The sequence below is a fragment of the Inquilinus sp. CAU 1745 genome, assembly GCF_039839375.1.
Taxonomy (GTDB): Bacteria; Pseudomonadota; Alphaproteobacteria; order DSM-16000; family Inquilinaceae; genus JBDOQU01.
On the sequence record NZ_JBDOQU010000008.1, the window covers coordinates 130,929 to 150,031 of the forward strand.

Consider the following 19,103-nt stretch of genomic DNA (forward strand, 5'->3'; position numbering starts at 1 on the left):
CGGCAATTTCGGATTTTATCCATACCGGCGTCGAAACCGACTTGGGCGGGGTGTCAGCCCTCCAGCGGCCAGAGCCAGGCCGCGCCTCTGACGCCGCTGGAATCGCCATGCATGGGCGGGCGGACGGGCGTCGAGCACTCGCCCCCGAAGACATGAGCGGACAGCAACGCCGGCACGGTGTCGTATATCCGGGCGACGTTCGACATACCGCCGCCCAGCACGATCACGTCGGGGTCCAGGATGTTGACGACATGGGCCAGCCCGCGCGCCAACCTGCCTTCATAGCGGGTCAGCGCCGCTGCCGCCTCCAGATCGCCGGCGCCGGCCGCGGCGACGATCTCCGCCCCCGAAAGCTCACGGCCGGTCGAGCGTCGGAAGTCGCCCATCATGCCGGTGCCGGACACCCAGACCTCCAGGCAGCCCTTCTTGCCGCAATAGCAGTCGGGTCCCGGTATTTCATCCTCATGCGCCCAGGGAAGCGGGTTGTGGCCCCATTCGCCGCCCACCGCGTTCGGCCCGTCATGGACGCGGCCGCCGATCGCCACGCCGGCGCCGGCCCCCGTCCCGACGATGACGGCGAAGACCACTCCCGCGCCGGCAGCCGATCCGTCCGTCGCCTCGGAGACGGCCAGACAGTTGGCGTCGTTGGTGCAGCGGACGGGACGGTCCAGCGCCGCCGCCAGGTCACGGTCGAAGGGCTTGTCGTTCAGCCACACGGAGTTGGCGTTCTTGACCATGCCGGTGACCCGCGACAGCGCGCCCGGCATCCCGACGCCTACCGTCCCGCGCTGACCGGTCTCCGTCTCCAGATGCCCCACCAGATCCACGATGGCGCGGATCGACCCGTCATAGTCGAACCGGGGCGTCGGCATCCGCCGCCGCCCCAGTTCCACGCCCTGATCGTCAAGGGCGATCGCTTCGATCTTGGTGCCGCCGAGGTCGATGCCGATACGCATGGAAACCGCCGAAAAATGGTCGCCGAACGCGCAAGGTCACTCGCCGGCGACCGCCTTCGCGATCTCCACCGTTCCCTTCAGCGCGATATGGTTTTCGATGTAGGCGACGACGGCGTCAACGCTTTCCTCAACCGACAGGGTGGAGGTGTCGACGACCAGTTCGGGCGCGGACGGCGCTTCGTAAGGCGCGGAAACGCCGGTGAACTCCGCTATCTCCCCCGACCGGGCCCGCTTGTAGAGACCCTTCGGGTCCCGGCTCTCGCAGGTTTCCAGATCAGCCTTGATGTAGACCTCATGGAAAGCGCAAGGGGCAGCCGCCCGCGCGCGGTCGCGGTCTGTCTGGTAGGGCGAGATGAAGGCGGTGATGACGATCTGGCCGGCATCGGCGAACAGGCTCGCCACCTCGCCCACCCGCCGAATGTTCTCCGCCCGGTCTTCCGGCGCGAAGCCAAGATCGGCGTTGAGGCCGCGGCGCACATTGTCGCCGTCCAGCACGTAGGTCTGGTAGCCCTTGGCGAACAGCCTCTGTTCGACCCGCATGGCGAGCGTGGACTTGCCCGCCCCGCTGAGGCCGGTGAACCAGACGACCGCACCGCGATGGCCGTTGCGCCAGGAACGCGCCGCCGGCGTCAGCAGATGGTCGACCTCATAGAGGTTGGTTCCCTTCGCCTTGGCTAGTTGGCGCTGGTCGGGATAGCCTTCCATCGAGACCACACCGCCGCCGACGGTATCGTAGGTGTCCACCAGGACGAAGCGCCCGGTGGCGGCGCTGGTCCGGTGTTCGTCCAGGGCCAGCATCTCCCGCGACCGCAGCACGACTTCCGCAACCTCGTTCCGCTGGACCGATTCGGCGTTGCCGCCGGCCAGCGTCTGGGTGTCGATCACCCGGTCGATCGCCTGGACGGTGACCGTCGCCTCGTCGGTGGCGAGCTTCAGCTTGAAGGTCGAGCCGACGGAAAGCGGCTCCGTCCCGAGCCAGAAGAGCGTCGCCCGGAAGACGTTCGACAGCTTCGGCGGAAAATCGACATGGGAGACGATGTCGCCGCGTTCGGCGAATATCTGTTCATCGAGCGTGATGCCCACCGCCTGCCCCGCCCAGGCGGACCTCGGCGGCTCGGGCGCGTTCCACGCCTCGATCGACCGCACGCGCGCGGTGCGGTTGGAAGGGGAGAAAAGCAGCGTGTCGCCGACGGTGACGCCGCCCGTCTCCACCCGGCCGACCAGGATCCTCCGTTCGTCGAACTTGTAGACATCCTGGATCGGCAGGCGCAGCGGCAGGTCGTCGGGCGCGCTCGCCACCTCGAACAAATCCAGCGATTCCAGCAGGGTCGGGCCGCTGAACCAGCCCGTCGCCGCCGACCGCGTCGCCAGATTGTCGCCATCGCGGGCGGAGATGGGGATGATGACCGAAGGCGTGACCCCGATCTCCGCCAGATAGGAGGTGATCTCGTCGCGCACGGCGGCGAACCGGCCGGCATCATGGCCGACCACGTCCATCTTGTTCACCACCACGGCGATCTGGCGCAGCCCCAGCAGGTGCAGCAGATAGGCGTGACGGCGCGACTGCTCTCTCACCCCCTCCTCCGCGTCGATGACGAGGATGGCGGCGTCGGCGCTGGCCGCGCCGGAGACCATGTTCTTGAGAAATTCGCGGTGGCCCGGCGCATCGATGATGACGCAGGACCGGCGCTTCGTCTTGAACCAGATCTGCGTCGTGTCGATGGTGATCGCCTGGTCCCGTTCCGCCTGGAACGCGTCCAGCACGAACGACCATTCCAGGGGCATCCCGCGCTTGGCGCTGGTCGCCTTCAACTCCTCCAGCTTTCCGTCCGGCAGGCTACCGGTATCGTGCAGGAGGCGGCCGATGAGCGTCGACTTGCCGTGGTCGACATGGCCGACGACGACGATCTTGAGCTGGGCTTCGGAGCCGGAGACGGTTTCGTTCATCTTACATGTACCCGCTGGACCGCAGTCGTTCGAAGCTGTCTTCGGCTTCATGGTCGAACGAGCGCCCGGCACGTTCGCTCGTCCTGGTCACCTGAAGCTCCGCGATGATCTCATCAATGGTGGAAGCTTCCGAGGGGACCGGGAAGGTAATGTTCTTCTCACCCAATGACCGATAGCGCTTGCCGTCGCGGGCGAAGTAGAGCGGTACCACGGGGATGTCTTCCCGCTTGGTGTAGCGCCAGATGTCCAGTTCCGTCCAATGCAGCAGCGGATGAATGCGGACATGCGCGCCGTCCGGAAACTCTGTCTTGTACTGGTCCCAGAATTCCGGCGGCTGGTCGCGGAAATCCCAGGCGCCGTCCAGGCTGCGCGGGCTGAAGACGCGCTCCTTGGCCCGCGTCGCCTGCTCGTCCCGCCGAATGCCGGCGAAGACGCCGCGATAGCCGTCCCGCGCCAACACGTTGCGCAGCCCTTCGGTCTTGCGGGCGGCCGCCCTGGTCGCGGGCGGCAGGGTCGGGTCCATCTCCGATTCCGGCGGGCACAGTTCCACCCGGACGTCGATCCCCCAATCCTTCGTGACCCAGTCGCGGAATTCATAGACCTCCGGCAGTTCCATTTCAGTATCGAGCTGGATCAGCGGGAACGGGACGCGCCCGAAGAAGGCCTTGCGGGCCATCCACAGCAGCGCGTTCGAATCCTTGCCGATCGACCACAGCATCGCGAGGGGATCGATGCGGGCGAACGCTTCGCGCAGAATGTAGATCGTCCGCGATTCCAGGTCGTCCAGATAGTCCGCCATCAAGGGCAAACTCCATATTTATTGTGTTCTAAGTGTGAAATAAATAATTCCACACCAACAGACCGGCCTTCCGCATAGGTACGATACGAAACGGGCGCGATCAATGGCTGATCGCGCCCGTTCCCATCAATTTTTCAATCGCCCGCCGAAGCGGCGAAGGTTTATCTGCGCGCGGCGGACCGGCCGGAGCGCTGCTGCGCGCCCTGCCCGCCGCCCTCGCGCCGCTGAGGACGACCCTGTCCCGGCCGGCCGCCGCGCCTTTGCGGGCGCGGCTTGGTGACTGGAGCGGTCAGAGGCACGGTGGAGCGGAAGGGATGATCTTCCACCACCTCGATCGTCTTGCCGATCAGCTTCTGGATGTCGCGCAGATAGGCGCGCTCCTCCTGATCGCAGAACGAGAGGGCGACGCCGTTGGCGCCGGCGCGGGCCGTCCGCCCGATGCGGTGGACATAGGATTCCGCGATGTTCGGCAGTTCGAAATTGATGACGTGGGTGATCCCGTCGATATCGATGCCGCGCGCCGCGATGTCGGTCGCGACCAGGACTCGGGTGCGGCCCATGCGGAAATTGGCGATCGCCGCCTGACGCGCGCCCTGGGACTTGTTGCCATGGATCGCGTCGGCCGTGATCCGCAGCTTCTCCAGATGCTCGGCCACCCGGTTGGCGCCGTGCTTGGTGCGGGTGAAGACGATGGCGCGTTCGATCGACTGGTCCTTCAGCATCTCCGCCAGCAGCGAGCGCTTGTCGTTCTTCTCGACGAACAGCACGCTCTGGTCGATGCGGTCGACCGTCGAGGATGGGGGCGTAACCTCCACCCGGACCGGCTCATTCAGCAGCCCGCCCGCCAGATCGGCGATGGCGTCCGGCATGGTGGCGGAGAACAGCAGCGTCTGTCGGCGGACCGGCAGGGTGCGGACGATCTTCCGGATGTCGTTGATGAAGCCCATGTCGAGCATGCGGTCGGCCTCATCGAGGACGAACATCTCCACCTTGTCGAGCTGGACGTGTCCCTGGCCGATCAGGTCGAGAAGGCGACCCGGCGTGGCGATCAGCACGTCGACGCCACGGCTCATCGCGCGGACCTGCGGCTGCTGGCCGACGCCACCGAAGATCAGCGCCCGGCGGACCGGCAGGTTCCGGCCGTAGACGCGGAAGCTCTCCTCGATCTGGACCGCCAGCTCACGGGTCGGCGTCAGCACCAGGACGCGCGCCGATTTCGGCGCGGGCCGCCGGCGGGATGCTTCCAGCCGCTGCAGGATCGGCAGCGCGAAGGCGGCCGTCTTGCCAGTCCCGGTCTGGGCGAGGCCGAGAAGGTCGCGGCCTTCCAGCAAGGGCGGGATGGCGTGGGCCTGGATGGGGGTGGGGGTCGTATAGCCCTCCGCCGCCAGCGCGCGCTGGATCGGCTCGATGAGGGCGAGATCTGCGAAACTCGTCATTTTTGTCGTCTGTCCTTCGTGGAACGTCCGCGCGCGAATGGCCGCAAGCCCGGCCGAGAGGCCGGGAGCGTTCCACGAGCGGAAGAATCGGTTATGGGAGGAAAGTCAGTGCCTTGCCTCGTTGCGCAAAGCATCGTTCCAGGCGGGAGCGATGCTCTTGGGTTGTCCCCTCTGCCGCGCGCAACGGGAATTGAACTGGATAGTCGCTAAACTTCGGCTCGTCGAACGAACGCCGGTTCCAGGCGCTCCACGCGGACGACGGTCCGAGGAAGTATCATCCGGCGATCCCATTAAGATCGCCTTTACGGCATGAGGCGGTTTCCGCCCCATGCCGCGAGTAACTCATTCAGGCAAGCTGCAGGTTCGCGGCGGATTCGCGGCCATCGTTGCCGCGCGCCATCTCGAACTGCACCTTGTCGCCTTCCGCCAGCGTGCGGAGGCCGGCGCTTTCAACGGCGCGGATATGGACGAACACGTCACGTCCGCCATCCTCGGGCTCGATGAAGCCAAAACCCTTGGTCGCGTTGAACCACTTAACGGTACCGGTCTGCATAGTAAGATAAATTCCTTCGATCGTTCTCTTCGGCGTCGATGACGCCGTCTTCGCTTGAGGTCGGAATGAGGGGCGGGCGGCGCCGGTCCGATGGTTCGAAAAGATTCGAACGCAAACCAAACAGCCATGCTTCAGGCCGACGGAAGGGTACTTGGGCGCTTTCCCGCCGAAAGACAAGCCGTTTCTGGAGCAGGCCAGACCCGCGTGCTAGGCTCGACGCTCCTTCCGAAACATAAAAGCACGGCCGTCCCATGCCCTCTTTCGACATCGTCTCCAAGACCGACGTTCATGAAGTCGACAACGCGCTGAATTCGGTGACGCGCGAGATCGTCCAGCGCTTCGATTTCAAGGGCTCCAAATGCTCAGTCGAGCGGAAGGAGAACGAGATCACGGTTCTCGCCGACGACGATCTGAAGCTGAAGCAGATGCATGAACTGCTGCGGGTCCATCTGACGCGCCGCAAGCTGGATGCCGGGGCGCTGGAGTTCAAGACGCCGGAGAAGGCGTCCGGAAACACGCTCCGCCAGACCATCCTGATCAAGCAGGGGATCGACAAGGACCTCGCCAAGACGCTGGTGAAGGAGATCAAGAACTCCAAGCTGAAGGTCCAGGCGGCCATCCAGGGCGACGAGCTGCGCGTCACCGGCAAGAAGATCGACGACCTTCAGGATACGATCGCGCTGGTAAAGGGGCTGAAGATCGAGCAGCCGCTGCAATATCTGAACTTCCGGGACTGACCGACCGACGCCGAGATGGAAGCCCGCGCCTTCTGGACCGTCGCCCCCGGCCGGGGAGAAATCCGCGCCCAGCCGCTGCCTGCGGTCGGGCCGGAGGATGTGCGGGTGCGGACCCTCTGGACCGGAATCAGCCGGGGCAGCGAAAGCCTGGTGTTTAGCGGCCATGTTCCCGAAAGCCAGTGCGAGGCGATGCGCGCGCCCTTCCAGGAGGGCGTCTTCCCGGCGCCGGTGAAGTATGGCTACTGTGCCGTCGGAATTGTTGAGGAGGGGCCACCTGCCCTGAAGGGCCGACCGGTCTTCTGCCTCCACCCGCACCAGACGCGCTTCGTGACGCCGGCTGCAGCGGTTGCCCCGCTGCCGGACGGCCTGCCATCGGAACGCGCGGTGCTGGCCGCCAACATGGAGACGGCGATCAATGGGCTGTGGGATCTGGGACCTCGGCTGGGCGACCGGATCGCGGTCGTGGGCGCTGGCGTCGTCGGCTGCCTTGTCGCTTACCTCGCCTCCCGCATCCCTGGAACGGCGGTGACGCTGGTCGATATCGATCCCGGCAAGGCCAAGGTCGCCGAGGCGCTTGAAATCGCATTCGCGACACCCGGCGCCGCGCCCGCCGACCAGGATCAAATCGTCCATGCCAGCGGAGCGCCGGAAGGACTTTCCACCGCCCTGTCGCTCGCCGGATTCGAGGCGACGGTGCTGGAGATGAGCTGGTTCGGCGACCGGCCGGTTCCGGCTCCGCTGGGCGAGGCATTCCACTCACGCCGGCTGACGCTGCGCGCGTCGCAGGTCGGCGCGGTGGCGACGGCCCAGCGCGCGCGGTGGGACCATGCCCGGCGCATGGCGTTGGCCCTCGGCCTGCTGCGCGACGACCGGCTGGACGCGCTGATCGACGGCGAAAGCGATTTCGACGATCTGCCGGAAACCATGGCGCGGCTGGCCGCCGGCCGGTCGGGCGCGCTCTGCCACCGCATCCGCTACCCGGCCTGACGGAAAGGATTGCCCCCATGTACAGCCTGAACGTCCGCGACCATTTCATGATCGCCCACAGCTTCAAGGGCGCGATCTTCGGTCCCGCCCAAAAGCTCCACGGCGCGACCTATGTCGTGGACGTGACCTTCCGCCGGCGGGAACTGGACCCGGACGGGCTGGTGATCGACATCGGGGCGGCCTCGGCGGCGGTGAAGCGCATCCTGGACGATCTCAACTACCGCAATCTGGACGAGGAGCCGGCGTTCGACGGCCGGAACACCACGACGGAGTTCCTGGCGAAGACGATCTTCGACCGCGTGGCGGCGGCCATCGCGGCGGGGGAGTTGGGGGAGAACGCCGACGGCGTCGCGGCGCTGAAGGTCAGCCTGAACGAAAGCCATGTCGCCTCGGCCGCCTATGAGGCCGGCATCCGGTGATCCATTTCCTGATCCCCGGTGATCCGGAGATTCGCACAGGCGGCTATGGCTACGACCGTCGCATGGCGAGCGAGCTTCGGCGTCTGGGGCTGGCGGTGACGATCCATCGGCTGGACGATCGGTTCCCCCGGCCCGACGGGCGCGGGATCGACCACGCAGAGGAGGTGTTCGGTGGCCTGCCCAATGGGTCGCTGGCGCTGGTCGACGGGCTGGCCTTCGGCGCGCTGCCGGCGGTCGCGGCGCGCCATGCCGGACGGTTGCGGCTGGCGGCGCTGGTCCACCATCCGCTGGCGCTGGAGACGGGGCTGGACGAGGCGGAGCGGCAGAGGCTGGCGGAGAGCGAGCGGTCGGCCCTTGCAGTCGCCGGGCGCGTGATCGCGACCAGCCCGACCACCGCCCGGACATTGACGGCGGATTACGGCGTGCCGTCCGTACGGATCGCGGTCGTGGAGCCGGGCCTGGACCCGCGCCCGCTGGCGTCCGGCGGTGGCGGAACGCCCCGGCTGCTGTGCGTCGGGACGCTGACGCCGCGCAAGGGGCACGACCTGCTGATCGCGGCGCTGGCCGGGCTCGCTGACCTGCCCTGGACGCTGGATGTCGCGGGATCGACGGAGCGCGATCCGGCGACGGCCGACGCCGTCCGGGCCGCCGTCGCGGCGGCGGGGCTGGCGGATCGGATCCGGCTGCATGGCGAGGTCGCGGACGATGCGCTGGACGCGCTCTACCGACGCGCCGACCTGTTCGTCCTGGCTTCCCGCCATGAGGGCTACGGCATGGTGCTGACCGAGGCGCTGGCCTATGGGCTGCCGATCGTGGCGACGGATGTCGGCGCGGTGCGGGAAACGGTGGGGCCTGACGCCGCGCTGCTGGTCCCGCCGGAGGCCGAGGCGCTGAGCGATGCGATTGGAACGGCGCTTCGCGATCTGGAGCCGCTTCGGCGAGGCGCCCTTGCCGCGCGCGAGCGGCTGACCGGATGGCCGGAGGCGGCGGCGCGGCTGGCGGCGGAGCTGGAACGATGAGCGGGTTTGACGAAAGCTGGCTCACGCTGCGGGAGCCTTACGACCATCGGGCGCGGTCGGGGCCGGTCGAGGATGCGGTGAAGGGCTGGGCCGCCGGGAGGCCGATGGTGCGGGTGCTGGACCTTGGCGGCGGCACGGGTTCCAACCTGCGCCGCTTGGCCCCTGCCCTGCCGATGCCGCAGCGATGGACGATCCTGGACCATGACGAGGCGCTGCTGGCGGCCATCCCCGCCCGGCTGTCCCGCTGGGCGGCCGATCGGGATGCGACGTTGAGCGGCGGCAGGATCGCCGGCGGCGGGCTGGACATTGAGGTCGCGGCCCTGCGATGCGACCTGACGGGCGACCTGCCGCTGGCCGGCCACGACCTGGTTACCGGAAGCGCGCTGCTGGATCTCGTCTCCGCCGGCTGGGCCGACAGGCTGATGGACAGCGTAGGACAGGCGCAGTTCTGGACGCTGAATGTCGACGGGCGGGTGGAATGGTCGCCGGGCGATCCGGATGACGACCAGGTCATGGAACTGGTCCGCAGGCACCAGTGCGGCGACAAGGGGTTCGGCCCGGCGCTGGGCGGGCAGGCAATCGACCATATGGAAGCCGGGCTTCGGAAGCGCGGCGCGACCGTTACGACGGGACAGAGCGACTGGGTTCTCGGGCCCGGCGACGAGGCGATCCAGCGGGCGCTTCTGGTGGGCTACGCCGACGCCGCGACGGCGGTGGAGTCGGACGAGGCTGTCGAGCGCTGGCGGAAGCGCCGCCTGTCATGGATCGAAGCCGGCCGGTCCGGCCTCATTGTCGGGCACTGCGACCTGTTCGCCTGCTGAGCGGGGCTTCAGGTCGCAGTCGAACAGGACGTCGCGGCCCATCGGGAAGATGCGGCAGGGCGGGCGCAGCGCGTCGGCGAGGTCGTCGACCGGCGGCAGGATGATGCCGGGACGGCCGGAGCCTATGATGAGCGGGGCTACGGCGACATGCAGCCGGTCGAGACATCCGGCCTCAAGAAAGGCGGAAACCGTGCGGCCGCCGCCCTCCACGAAGATGCGGCGCAGGCCGCGCGCGGCCAGCAGATCGAGGATGGCGGCCGGATCGGCCTCCGTCATGGCGACCGTCTCCACCCCCGACGGCGCAGCCGGCGCCGCGCCGCCCTTGTGCAGCCAGAGCGTTGGCGCGGCCCCGTCGGTGAAGATGCTGTGGCTGGCGGAGAGCGCGCCCCGCCGGTCCAGCACCACGCGGACGGGGTTGCGGCCGGCGACATGGCGGACGGTCAGCCGGGGGTCGTCATGGGCGACTGTGCCGGCCCCGACCAGAACGGCGTCGGCCAGCGCCCGCAGGCGGTGGAGATGGACGATGTTCTCCCGCCCCGTGACGTAGTGCGACCGGCCGGCGGCGGTGGCGATGAAGCCGTCGAGACTCTGGCCCAGATGGCCGACCGTGAAGGCCTCGGCGGCGAAGGGCGCGTAGAGGGCGAGCGCCCGCTGCTCCTCCGGCGACAGGCCGTCGCCCCCGGCGGTCGGGTCGGGAACATTCCGATCCAGCAATCGTTGCCAAAGTTCGTCGCGCATCATCCAGTTCCATCCCCCTTGAGCGACCGTCGTTCAGATTTAGTCTTTCTGCAACCGCACCCGTGAGCCGATCAGGAGACTTCGCAGCCATGTCATACCTACCGCTTGTGGATCATGGCGGCGTCAACGGCGATTCCGGCTCGCTGGCGGTCGACCGGGCGATGACGGACCTTCGGCGCGGACGGGCGATCCTGGTGGAGGATGGCGAGACGGGAATGCTGGCGGCCGCGATCGAGACGGCGGCGGAGCCGCTGCTGCGCCGCATGGCCGCGCTTGCCGGCATGGCCCCTTCGCTGGCGATCACAGCCGACCGCGCGGCGGCGCTGGGTCTGGGCATCGGGAACATGCTGATCCGGCCGCCCCGCACGATCGACATCGGCTGGATGCGCCGGGTTGGCTACGGCGCGCCGGCCGATCTTCCCGAGACCGTCGCGCCCGAAGCCGCGCCGCCGGCCGCCGAGGCGGCGCTGGATCTCGCTAAGCAGGCGCATCTGCTGCCGGCGCTGGCGGTCGCGCCGATCGATGCGGAGCGGCGGGCCATGGCCGACGCGCTGCGCGAAACCGGCGATCTGCTGTCCGTCAAGGCGCGCGACGCGCTGGCCCGGCCGGCGCAGGAGGCCCGCGCGCTGGCCCGTGTCGGCGAGGCGTCCGTGCCGCTCGGCGACTGCGAGCAGGCGCGGTTCATCGTGTTCCGCGCGGCCGACGGGGTGACCGAGCATGTCGCGATCCTGGTCGGGGAGCCGGATGGCGGCCCGCCGCTCGCGCGGCTTCATTCCGCCTGCCTGACCGGCGATCTGTTCGGCAGCCTGCGCTGCGATTGCGGGGAGCAGCTTCGCCTCGCCATCCGGTCGATCGCGGCCGGCGGCTGGGGGGTGCTGTTGTACCTCGCGCAGGAGGGGCGCGGCATCGGCCTGGCCAACAAGATGCGGGCCTATCACCTTCAGGACACCGGGCTGGACACGATCGACGCCGACCGGATGCTGGGCTTCGGCGCGGACGAGCGGCGCTACGGCGTGGCGGTCGCCATGCTGCGGCAGCTCGGCATCGACCGGGTGCGGCTGATGACCAACAATCCCGGCAAGCTGAGCGCGCTGGCCGATAGCGGCATCGCGATTGTGGAGCGGGTGCCGCTGCTGGGCGCAATCAACCCGCACAACCGGCGCTACCTGACCGCCAAGGCGGAACGCGCCGGCCATGTCCTGGACGAGGCGCCGGGCTTCTGACCGGGTCGGAGCGCGAAGGCCGTTCCGGCAAGGCGCCTGGATCCCGGACCAAGTCCGGGATGACGGCGCTTATCGGCTACCCCGAATAGCGGTAGTTCGGGGCTTCCTGGGTGACGGTGATGTCGTGGACGTGGCTTTCGCGCAGGCCGGCGTTGGTGATGCGGACGAAATCGCAATTGGTCTGCATGTCGGCGATGGTGGCGTTGCCGGTATAGCCCATCGCCGCCTTCAGCCCGCCGACGAGCTGGTGGATGACGTTGGCGATCGGCCCCTTGTAGGGCACCCGTCCCTCCACGCCTTCGGGCACCAGCTTCAGCGAATCCGACACCTCCTGCTGGAAGTAGCGGTCGGCCGAGCCGCGCGCCATGGCGCCGACGGAACCCATGCCCCGGTAGGTCTTGTAGGAGCGGCCCTGATAGAGCACGACCTCGCCCGGCGCCTCGTCCGTGCCGGCGAAGAGGGAGCCGAGCATGGCGCAGTCCGCGCCTGCCGCGATGGCCTTGGCGAGATCGCCGGAATATTTGATGCCGCCATCGGCGATGGCCGGAACGCCGGCCTTGTGCGCGGCCTCCGCCGCCTCCATCACGGCCGTCAATTGCGGCACGCCGACGCCGGCGACGATCCGCGTGGTGCAGATGGAGCCGGGGCCGATGCCGATCTTGATGGCGTCCGCGCCGGCATCGATCAGCGCCTTGGCGGCGTCGGCCGTGGCGACGTTGCCGGCGACGATCTGGGTGTAGTTGGAGAGCCGCCGCGCCTTGGCGACGGAGCCCAGCACGCCTTCGGAATGGCCGTGGGCGGTGTCGATCACCAGCACGTCGACCCCGGCGTCGAACAGCGCCTCCGCCCGGCCCAGCCCCTTGTCGCCGGTGCCGGTGGCGGCGGCGACGCGCAGCCGGCCATGTTCGTCCTTGCAGGCGCGGGGGTGAAGCTGCGCCTTCTCGATATCCTTGACGGTGACGAGGCCGACGCAGCGGAAGGATTCATCGACGACGATCAGCTTCTCGATCCGGTGGGTGTGGAGCAGGCGCTTGGCCTCATCCTTGTCGACGCCGGCCTGGACCGTGATCAGCTTCTCCTTCGTCATCAGCTCGCTGACCGGTTGGGTCGGGTTGGAGGCGAAGCGCACGTCGCGGTTGGTCAGGATGCCGACCAGCCGCCCCGGCCCCGCGCCGTTCCCTTCCGTCACCGGAATGCCGGAGATGCCGTGCCGGGCCATCAGCGCCAGCGCGTCGGCCAGCGTCGCGGTCGGCGCGATGGTGATCGGGTTGACGACCATGCCGCTTTCGAACCGCTTGACCTTGCGCACCTCCTCCGCCTGGCGCTCGATGTCCAGGTTGCGGTGGACGACGCCCATGCCGCCCGCCTGCGCCATGGCGATGGCGAGAGCGCTTTCGGTCACCGTGTCCATCGCCGCCGACAGGAGCGGAATGCCCAGCCGGATCGACTTCGTCAGCCGGGTCGAGACATCGGCGTCGGACGGCAGGACGGCGGAGGATGCCGGCTGCAGCAGAACGTCGTCAAAGGTGAAGGCTTCGCGAATTTCCATGAGGCGTGGCCCATATATCGGCGTCGGGGAAATTCGCCGCACTATACCCATGGTCTCCCCCGGAACAAGGCGACAGTTTCGCAAGGCCGCCATGTGGCCGGCCATGTGACCCCTTTTCCCGCGCCGAATGGTCACGGAAGGTCGATGGAGCGTTGCGGCGGTCCGGGACGTTTGTCGAGGAGAGCCCCGGATCGTGCGCGGTCCGGATGCCCCTACTGATTTTCCATGGAGGACCCCATGCCCGTCGGGCACACCACCTGGATCGTCGTCGCGGATGGCGGCAAGGCGCTTTTCCTGCAGAATCGCGGCGTCGGAAAAGGCCTGTCGACGGCCCCGCTGGAGGACATGATTGCGGACAACCCGGCCGATCGCGAACAGGGCACGGACCGGCCGGGCCGGGCCTATTCCAGCGTCGGGCCGGGCCGCAGCGCCTATGACGAGACGGACTGGCACCGGTTCGGCAAGGAACAGTTCGCCCGCGAGGTCGCCCGCCGGCTGAACGACGCCGCCCAGCGCGGCCGGTTCGACCGGCTGATCGTGATCGCCCCGCCCCAGGCGCTGGGCGATTTGCGGCAGGAGCTGGACCGGAAGTCGCGCCAGCGGATTCACGCCGAGATCCCGAAGGACCTGACCAACCACGACCTGCCCTCGATCGAAAGCCAGATCGGGACGGTGCTGGCGGTGTGAGGTGATCGCCGCTCAACCCCCTCACCCTCCCGCCCCTTCGGGTCGGGTCCCTCCCTCTCCCACGAGGGGAGAGGGTAAGTTGTTAGCCCTCTCCCCTCGTGGGAGAGGGTTGGGTGAGGGGGTGGTTTTTTCCGCGTCATCATTTGTCATCATTCGTCATCATTTCGGCGGGCCGATGAGGTGGGGGAGGCCGGCCTGGGTGAGGAGGGCGCGGTCGCGGGCGGCTTCAGAGCTATCGTCCAGGACCTGCCGCCGATGGCCGGGCGTGAAACGGTAGAAGATGTCCTCATCCTCCTGCGGATGAGGGCCGATCCCGTCCCAGGGCCGGCCGTCGGGAAACGTCGTCGGAGGGTCGCAGCGCAGGCCATGCTGCCGGTGAAGCTCCTTGTAGAAAGCGAGGGTCTCGCGTTCGTCGGGCGTGATGTCCTCCGGCTCGGCGACGGGAGCCTCGGCCGCCTCTCCGCCATTCCCACCTTCGTCCTCGTCGCGGAGCTGATAGTTGGGGCCATGGATTTCCTCCAGTTCACGGGTCATGAAGTCCCACGCATTCAGGGAACCATGGGGGTTGTCCGGTTCCTGACAGTCCCGCTCCTGCCGGGCGGCGCGGCGGCGCGCCCGCCGTTCGGCGCTTTCATGGGCGTCCAGCAGCCCGTCGGCGGGCTGGAGCGCGGCGTGGGCGATCTCCGGCAGATGGTGGGCGAACAAGCCGTTCAGCCGGGCGAGCAGACCCGCCGCCTTCAGCACGAGATCCAGCTTCCCCTTCTCCCGCGCGGCGTCCAGCGTTTCCCGGACGATGGACGTCAGTTCCGCGACCTCGCGGTTGCGCGTCTCGCGCATACCCTCCCGCAACTCCTCGATCCGCGTTCGCACATCGTCGAGATTGAGCAGCCGGCAGGCCTGGTTGCGGACGCTGCCCGGCGCATAACCGGCGGCCCGCGCCGCCGAGGCGGCCGACGCGCCATGCGCCACCGCCTGACAGAACGCCTCCTGCCGGGGCGTCAATTTGGCCGCGACATCTTCCGGTTCATAGCTCTCTTCCATCGCTCTCACCCTCCATCGAACGAAACAGGAATTAGGAATAATAGCCTATATCTGGAGAATGTAAAGCGGATGATGTATGGCATTTGGCGCGTCCTCTTCCCACACCCTCTGCTTTGCGACGGTCTTTCTCGAGTCGGGGAAATGGCTTACCGTTCCGGCGTCACAACGAGGGGAGGCAGGGCATGCCCGATTTCATGCTGGGGACTGAGGTTACCGATGCCTTTAGGCGGCGCGGCTGGTATTCGGCGTCGGGGGAGCTGTTCTTCGACGGGCGCTATGAGCGGCAGACGACGCACCCCCATCTGCATATGCGGGTCAACGGCCAGGGCACGGTCCGCCAGGGCCGGGACGTCAGGATCGCCGTCACCATGCTGGCGTGGAGCGACGGGCGGCAGGGACGCGGCGGCGGGGGGACCACCTTCATCCGGGAGGGCGAGGTCACGCGGCGGGACTGGAAGCTGTTCATGGCGCGGTGCAATGGCAGCATGGCCGACGAGTTGGCCTGGGTGATGGATTATTTCGTGAACGGGTGAGCCGAGGGCTGGCGTTTTGCCCCTCACCCTCCCGCTTCGCGGGTCCCTCCCTCTCCCACAAGTGGGAGAGGATGAAGTTGGTAGCCCTCGCCCCTCCGGGGAGAGGGTTGGGTGAGGGGGGTGTCCTGGTTCCGGCGCCGGCCGCAGCCGGATCTCAGACGCTCATTAGCCTTCTTCCGCTTTCTTCTCGTCGGCCGCGGCGAAGTGCGCCACCTGATCGGCATGGGCCTTCTTGAATGAGGGGCGATCCGTGATCCGGGTCACATAGGATTCCGTCGCCGGTCGATCGCCGAAAGAGCGAACTCTTGCGACGCGGAGGACATCGGCCATCAGCAGGTCTGCGGCCGTAAAGCGGTCGGCGACCAGCCACTCCCGCTCTTTCAGGATGCTCTCCATGTGATCGAGGCGGCTTTCCAGCCAGCCGGCAAGATGATTGTCCTTTGCGCCGGTCACTTCCAGGAACCACCAGGGAACCGTAACCATCTCAATCGAGTTGAGCGCGGCGATCGTCCATTGCAGCGTTTGAGCTTCTCCGACCGGATCGCGCGGCATCAGTTTTTCGCTTTTTCGGGCGAGATGCAGAAGCCCCGCTCCGCTCTCGAATATTTCAAGCTCGCCATCGCTCAGGAACGGGACCTGACCGAATGGTTGACGCGCCAGATGGTCGGCCCGCCGGTCGCTGAAAGGGACTGTTCGAACGGAATAATCAAGCCCGGCTTCCTCGCACGCCCATCTCAGCCGTATGTCGCGCACAAAACCACGGGGACCTTCAGGCACCCAATCATAGGTCCAGACGATCAGTTCGCTCATCGCAGCAAGCCTTTCCTATACCAGTCACAGAAGCAGCCGGCCCACTTTCGGCCGCCTTTGGCCCCGTTGGAACCGAGTTCTTGCAAAGCCCGACTCGCAAACCACCCTCACCCCCACCTATAAACCACCCTCACCCTCCCGCTTCGCGGGATCGACGTATACGTCGATCCCTCTCCCACAAGTGGGAGAGGGTCAAGTTGGTAGCCCTCGCCCCTCCGGGGAGAGGGTTGGGTGAGGGGCTTTTTGGTTTGGGAGAAGCCTTCCCGGAACCCCGTGACAGCCCGGAACATTGGGACAGGAAGGAGCAAGCGGGAGGGCGAGATGGGCGGGCCGCGGCCGTTGGTGGGGATTTCGGGGTGGACCTACAAGCCGTGGCGCGGGGTCTTCTATCCCGAGGGGCTGGTCCAGCGGCGGGAGTTGGAGTACGCCAGCCGGCAGTTCAGGTCGATCGAGATCAACGGCACCTTCTACGGGCTTCAGAAGCCCGACGCCTTCCGCCGCTGGCGGGAGGAGACGCCGGACGGGTTCGTCTTCGCGGTCAAGGGCAGCCGGTACATCACCCATACGCGACGGCTGAAGGAGATCGAAAAGCCGCTGGCCAACTTCCTGGCGTCGGGCGTGCTGGCGCTGGAGGAGAAGCTGGGGCCGATCCTGTGGCAGCTGCCGCCCAGCCTGCGCTTCGACGCGGAGCGGCTGGATGCGTTCCTGTCGCTGCTGCCGAGCGACACGGAGGAAGCGGCGCGGCTGGCGAAGCGGCATGACGACAGGCTGAACGGCCGGTCCTGGATGCGGCCCGGCAGGAAGCGGACGCTGCGCCATGCGCTGGAGGTCCGGCACGACAGCTTCAAGACGAAGGAGTTCATCGACCTGCTGCGCCGGCACAAGACGGCGCTGGTCTTCACCGATGCGGTCGACTGGCCCTATATGGAGGACGTGACGGCCGATTTTATCTATCTGCGGCTCCACGGGTCCGAAGAGCTTTACGCCAGCGGCTATTCCAAGAAGGCGCTGGACCGCTGGGCGGACAGGGTCGGGAAATGGGCGGCCGGAGGCGAGCCGGCCGATTCCGAGCGCATCGACGGCAAGGCCCGGAAGCGCGAGAGCGGCCGGCGGGTCCATGTCTATTTCGACAATGACGCCAAGGTCCGCGCGCCTTTCGACGCGAGCGGGCTGATGGAGAGGCTGGGGCTGGAACCGTCCGGTTGAGATTTTTTTGGGGCTGAAAAAGGAACCAGGAAGCGGCGTGGCTATTGGCGGGGGCACCGGCATTCGAATGCCACCACCAAGCGAAAGGACCTGAAATGACCATGTCACGGATCAAGACCACCGCCGCCGGCTTCGCCCTGGCGCTGATGGCAGCCACCCCGGCAATGGCGCAGGAGGCCTATGACGACTGGGACGCCGACGCCAACGGCACGCTGGAGATGGAGGAGTTCAACACCGGCTTCTATGACAATGGCGTGTTCGACTCCTGGGACATGGACGATGACGGGCTGCTGTCCGAGGACGAGTTCGGCGAGGGCGTCTATAACGGCTATGACGTCGACGATAGCGGCGTGCTGGAAGAGCCCGAGTTCGGCGACTATGGCGACGATCTGGGCGACGAGGGTTTCTGGGACGTCTGATACCAACGGCATTATAGATTGACCTTGGCCCATTTTCGGGAGGTGATGGAAGCGACGGCGGTCTTGTCGTTTGCGAAGAAGTTCCAGGCCTGACAGCATTTATCGAGGATGTCGGGGTAGCCGTCGAAGACAGTGATGGCGAGCTTGTTCTTGCGCAGATACTCCCAGACGTTCTCGACCGGATTGAGTTCGGGCGCATAGGGCGGCAGGTGCAGCAGGGTGAGGTTGTCGGGTATGCGGAGGTCATCGGCGATGTGCCAGCCGGCGCCGTCGAGGACGAGGATGGCGTGGGCTCCCGGTTCGACCTGGCTGCCGATTTCGGCCAGATGCAGGGACAACGCCTCGGCGTTAGCCTTGGGCAGGACGAGCGCGGCGATGGCGGCGCGCGCCGGGCAGACGGCGCCAAAGATGTAGGCCCATTTGTAACGCCGGTCGCGGGGGCCGCGCGGTCGGCTTCCGCGCTTGGCCCAGACCTTCGTCAGCGTCCCCTGCTGGCCGACGCGGGCTTCGTCCTGGAACCAGATTTCGATCGGTTTGCCGCGTGCCGCGGGCGGGATTGCCGCGGCTACCCGATCGACGAAGTTTTTTTGAAAGCCTCCTGGGCGGCTTCGTCGGCCTTCGGATGACGCGGCCGCACCGACAGGCGCACGAAGCCGAGTTCGGCCAGTTGCGCGCCCACCGTGCGCTCCTGCATGACGACCCCGAACATCTCCTCGATCCGTCGCTTCAGGTCCTTGCGCCGCCACCGCACCACGCCGTCCCGCTCGGGATCGGGACCTCGTTCCACCAGCGCCGCGAGTTCGGCCTTCTGCGCCGGCGTCAGCCAGGGCCGGCGACCGGGCGGCTTGCGGTTGGAAAGGCCGCTCAGCCCTTCGGCATTGTAGCGATGCACCCAGTCCCGCAGCGTCTGCCGGTCCATGCCGCAACTCTCCGCCGCCGCCTTGCGCTCAACACCCTCCACAACAAGTGCGATTGCCAGCATCCGCCGCGCCGCCCGCGCATCGCTCGTCCGGGCCGCCGCGGCGCGCAATTGGTCCACCGACAGATCTTTCCGGGTGACTGCTATTCCCGCCATCGAAACCTCCTTCGGTCGTCGATGACAGTGAGTCAGACTCCGCAGCTTTTGGGAATCCCCCAAGAGTCACAAATCAATGCCGTTGGTATGAGCCCCTCGCATAAGCCGGCGCTCATCACAAGACCGGCGCTCCTCACCCAGCCCTCTC

The 19,103-nt window shown here is 67.3% G+C and carries 20 protein-coding genes; 10 read left to right on the forward strand and 10 right to left on the reverse strand.

What is annotated here, in order from left to right; translation table 11 throughout:
- Positions 1 to 53: 53 nt before the first annotated feature.
- From mak to AAFN89_RS11840, 5 genes are all read right to left on the reverse strand, one after another.
- Positions 54 to 956: a fructokinase gene (gene mak / locus AAFN89_RS11820; protein ID WP_347539251.1), complete on the reverse strand. Its 903-nt coding sequence runs from the start codon at positions 954 to 956 to the stop codon at positions 54 to 56.
- A gap of 36 nt (positions 957 to 992) precedes the next feature.
- The gene (gene cysC / locus AAFN89_RS11825; protein WP_347539252.1) at positions 993 to 2,903 is read right to left on the reverse strand and encodes an adenylyl-sulfate kinase; all 1,911 of its coding nucleotides are present in this window, start codon (positions 2,901 to 2,903) and stop codon (positions 993 to 995) included.
- Position 2,904: 1 nt separating this feature from the next.
- Complete coding sequence (cysD, locus tag AAFN89_RS11830; RefSeq protein WP_347539253.1) at positions 2,905 to 3,702, reverse strand: sulfate adenylyltransferase subunit CysD; 798 nt, start codon at positions 3,700 to 3,702, stop codon at positions 2,905 to 2,907.
- 161 nt (positions 3,703 to 3,863) lie between these two features.
- Entirely contained in the window at positions 3,864 to 5,138 is a 1,275-nt protein-coding gene (locus AAFN89_RS11835) for a DEAD/DEAH box helicase (RefSeq protein WP_347539254.1), read from the reverse strand.
- A gap of 346 nt (positions 5,139 to 5,484) precedes the next feature.
- The gene (locus AAFN89_RS11840) at positions 5,485 to 5,691 is read right to left on the reverse strand and encodes a cold-shock protein (protein ID WP_347539255.1); all 207 of its coding nucleotides are present in this window, start codon (positions 5,689 to 5,691) and stop codon (positions 5,485 to 5,487) included.
- 251 nt (positions 5,692 to 5,942) lie between these two features.
- On the opposite strand from AAFN89_RS11840, the gene AAFN89_RS11845 reads away from it, so the two are divergent.
- From AAFN89_RS11845 to AAFN89_RS11865, 5 genes are read left to right on the forward strand one after another with little or no spacing between them, the layout of a single operon-like run.
- A complete protein-coding gene (locus AAFN89_RS11845) occupies positions 5,943 to 6,428 on the forward strand; it encodes a YajQ family cyclic di-GMP-binding protein (protein ID WP_347539256.1) in 486 nt (161 codons plus the stop codon).
- A 15-nt stretch (positions 6,429 to 6,443) separates the two neighbouring features.
- Positions 6,444 to 7,415 carry a zinc-binding alcohol dehydrogenase gene (locus AAFN89_RS11850; RefSeq protein ID WP_347539257.1) on the forward strand — a complete coding sequence of 324 codons (972 nt, stop codon included), beginning with the start codon at positions 6,444 to 6,446 and terminating at the stop codon, positions 7,413 to 7,415.
- 17 nt (positions 7,416 to 7,432) lie between these two features.
- Positions 7,433 to 7,834, forward strand: a complete 402-nt coding sequence (locus tag AAFN89_RS11855) for a 6-carboxytetrahydropterin synthase (protein ID WP_347539258.1) — start codon at positions 7,433 to 7,435, stop codon at positions 7,832 to 7,834.
- Entirely contained in the window at positions 7,831 to 8,853 is a 1,023-nt protein-coding gene (locus AAFN89_RS11860; protein ID WP_347539259.1) for a glycosyltransferase family 4 protein, read from the forward strand. Before AAFN89_RS11855 ends, AAFN89_RS11860 begins: the two co-directional genes overlap by 4 nt.
- Positions 8,850 to 9,674, forward strand: a complete 825-nt coding sequence (locus AAFN89_RS11865) for a class I SAM-dependent methyltransferase (protein WP_347539260.1) — start codon at positions 8,850 to 8,852, stop codon at positions 9,672 to 9,674. The genes AAFN89_RS11860 and AAFN89_RS11865 overlap by 4 nt, the downstream gene beginning before the upstream one ends.
- On the opposite strand, the gene AAFN89_RS11870 is transcribed toward AAFN89_RS11865, so the two are convergent.
- Entirely contained in the window at positions 9,612 to 10,415 is an 804-nt protein-coding gene (locus tag AAFN89_RS11870; RefSeq protein WP_347539261.1) for a RibD family protein, read from the reverse strand. The two genes, AAFN89_RS11865 and AAFN89_RS11870, sit on opposite strands and share 63 nt — an antisense overlap.
- Positions 10,416 to 10,501: 86 nt before the next feature.
- On the opposite strand from AAFN89_RS11870, the gene ribA reads away from it, so the two are divergent.
- Positions 10,502 to 11,635, forward strand: a complete 1,134-nt coding sequence (gene ribA / locus AAFN89_RS11875; protein ID WP_347539262.1) for a GTP cyclohydrolase II — start codon at positions 10,502 to 10,504, stop codon at positions 11,633 to 11,635.
- A gap of 76 nt (positions 11,636 to 11,711) precedes the next feature.
- Here ribA and guaB read toward each other — a convergent pair whose 3' ends face one another.
- Entirely contained in the window at positions 11,712 to 13,184 is a 1,473-nt protein-coding gene (gene guaB / locus AAFN89_RS11880; RefSeq protein ID WP_347539263.1) for an IMP dehydrogenase, read from the reverse strand.
- A 237-nt stretch (positions 13,185 to 13,421) separates the two neighbouring features.
- On the opposite strand from guaB, the gene AAFN89_RS11885 reads away from it, so the two are divergent.
- Positions 13,422 to 13,871: a host attachment family protein gene (locus tag AAFN89_RS11885; protein ID WP_347539264.1), complete on the forward strand. Its 450-nt coding sequence runs from the start codon at positions 13,422 to 13,424 to the stop codon at positions 13,869 to 13,871.
- A 159-nt stretch (positions 13,872 to 14,030) separates the two neighbouring features.
- Here AAFN89_RS11885 and AAFN89_RS11890 read toward each other — a convergent pair whose 3' ends face one another.
- Positions 14,031 to 14,912: a terminase small subunit gene (locus AAFN89_RS11890; RefSeq protein ID WP_347539265.1), complete on the reverse strand. Its 882-nt coding sequence runs from the start codon at positions 14,910 to 14,912 to the stop codon at positions 14,031 to 14,033.
- Between the two features lie 182 nt (positions 14,913 to 15,094).
- Here AAFN89_RS11890 and AAFN89_RS11895 point away from each other — a divergent pair, with 182 nt between their 5' ends.
- A complete protein-coding gene (locus AAFN89_RS11895) occupies positions 15,095 to 15,445 on the forward strand; it encodes a hypothetical protein (protein WP_347539266.1) in 351 nt (116 codons plus the stop codon).
- 165 nt (positions 15,446 to 15,610) lie between these two features.
- Here AAFN89_RS11895 and AAFN89_RS11900 read toward each other — a convergent pair whose 3' ends face one another.
- Positions 15,611 to 16,255, reverse strand: coding sequence for a glutathione S-transferase family protein (locus AAFN89_RS11900; RefSeq protein WP_347539267.1), 645 nt, complete (start codon positions 16,253 to 16,255; stop codon positions 15,611 to 15,613).
- 321 nt (positions 16,256 to 16,576) lie between these two features.
- On the opposite strand from AAFN89_RS11900, the gene AAFN89_RS11905 reads away from it, so the two are divergent.
- Both AAFN89_RS11905 and AAFN89_RS11910 read left to right on the forward strand, forming a co-directional pair.
- Complete coding sequence (locus AAFN89_RS11905) at positions 16,577 to 17,461, forward strand: DUF72 domain-containing protein (RefSeq protein ID WP_347539268.1); 885 nt, start codon at positions 16,577 to 16,579, stop codon at positions 17,459 to 17,461.
- 101 nt (positions 17,462 to 17,562) lie between these two features.
- Positions 17,563 to 17,880: a hypothetical protein gene (locus AAFN89_RS11910; RefSeq protein WP_347539269.1), complete on the forward strand. Its 318-nt coding sequence runs from the start codon at positions 17,563 to 17,565 to the stop codon at positions 17,878 to 17,880.
- An 11-nt stretch (positions 17,881 to 17,891) separates the two neighbouring features.
- Here the strand turns inward: AAFN89_RS11910 and AAFN89_RS11915 are convergent.
- A protein-coding gene (locus AAFN89_RS11915; RefSeq protein WP_347539270.1) for an IS630 family transposase occupies positions 17,892 to 18,955 on the reverse strand; the annotation gives its coding sequence in 2 pieces (ribosomal slippage) (positions 17,892 to 18,472 and positions 18,472 to 18,955; 1,065 coding nt in all).
- Between the last annotated feature and the right edge of the window lie 148 nt (positions 18,956 to 19,103).

What these genes read in the sequence shown, in the direction of transcription:
- AAFN89_RS11850 (WP_347539257.1), top strand. Translation starts at nt 6,444, where the DNA reads ATGGAAGCCCGCGCCTTCTGGACCGTCGCCCCCGGCCGGGGAGAAATC.
- AAFN89_RS11870 (WP_347539261.1), bottom strand. Translation starts at nt 10,415, where the DNA reads ATGATGCGCGACGAACTTTGGCAACGATTGCTGGATCGGAATGTTCCC.
- AAFN89_RS11885 (WP_347539264.1), top strand. Translation starts at nt 13,422, where the DNA reads ATGCCCGTCGGGCACACCACCTGGATCGTCGTCGCGGATGGCGGCAAG.
- AAFN89_RS11895 (WP_347539266.1), top strand. Translation starts at nt 15,095, where the DNA reads ATGCCCGATTTCATGCTGGGGACTGAGGTTACCGATGCCTTTAGGCGG.
- ribA (WP_347539262.1), top strand. Translation starts at nt 10,502, where the DNA reads ATGTCATACCTACCGCTTGTGGATCATGGCGGCGTCAACGGCGATTCC.
- guaB (WP_347539263.1), bottom strand. Translation starts at nt 13,184, where the DNA reads ATGGAAATTCGCGAAGCCTTCACCTTTGACGACGTTCTGCTGCAGCCG.
- cysC (WP_347539252.1), bottom strand. Translation starts at nt 2,903, where the DNA reads ATGAACGAAACCGTCTCCGGCTCCGAAGCCCAGCTCAAGATCGTCGTC.
- cysD (WP_347539253.1), bottom strand. Translation starts at nt 3,702, where the DNA reads ATGGCGGACTATCTGGACGACCTGGAATCGCGGACGATCTACATTCTG.
- AAFN89_RS11855 (WP_347539258.1), top strand. Translation starts at nt 7,433, where the DNA reads ATGTACAGCCTGAACGTCCGCGACCATTTCATGATCGCCCACAGCTTC.
- AAFN89_RS11890 (WP_347539265.1), bottom strand. Translation starts at nt 14,912, where the DNA reads ATGGAAGAGAGCTATGAACCGGAAGATGTCGCGGCCAAATTGACGCCC.
- AAFN89_RS11845 (WP_347539256.1), top strand. Translation starts at nt 5,943, where the DNA reads ATGCCCTCTTTCGACATCGTCTCCAAGACCGACGTTCATGAAGTCGAC.
- AAFN89_RS11835 (WP_347539254.1), bottom strand. Translation starts at nt 5,138, where the DNA reads ATGACGAGTTTCGCAGATCTCGCCCTCATCGAGCCGATCCAGCGCGCG.
- AAFN89_RS11910 (WP_347539269.1), top strand. Translation starts at nt 17,563, where the DNA reads ATGTCACGGATCAAGACCACCGCCGCCGGCTTCGCCCTGGCGCTGATG.
- AAFN89_RS11905 (WP_347539268.1), top strand. Translation starts at nt 16,577, where the DNA reads ATGGGCGGGCCGCGGCCGTTGGTGGGGATTTCGGGGTGGACCTACAAG.
- AAFN89_RS11865 (WP_347539260.1), top strand. Translation starts at nt 8,850, where the DNA reads ATGAGCGGGTTTGACGAAAGCTGGCTCACGCTGCGGGAGCCTTACGAC.
- mak (WP_347539251.1), bottom strand. Translation starts at nt 956, where the DNA reads ATGCGTATCGGCATCGACCTCGGCGGCACCAAGATCGAAGCGATCGCC.
- AAFN89_RS11900 (WP_347539267.1), bottom strand. Translation starts at nt 16,255, where the DNA reads ATGAGCGAACTGATCGTCTGGACCTATGATTGGGTGCCTGAAGGTCCC.
- AAFN89_RS11840 (WP_347539255.1), bottom strand. Translation starts at nt 5,691, where the DNA reads ATGCAGACCGGTACCGTTAAGTGGTTCAACGCGACCAAGGGTTTTGGC.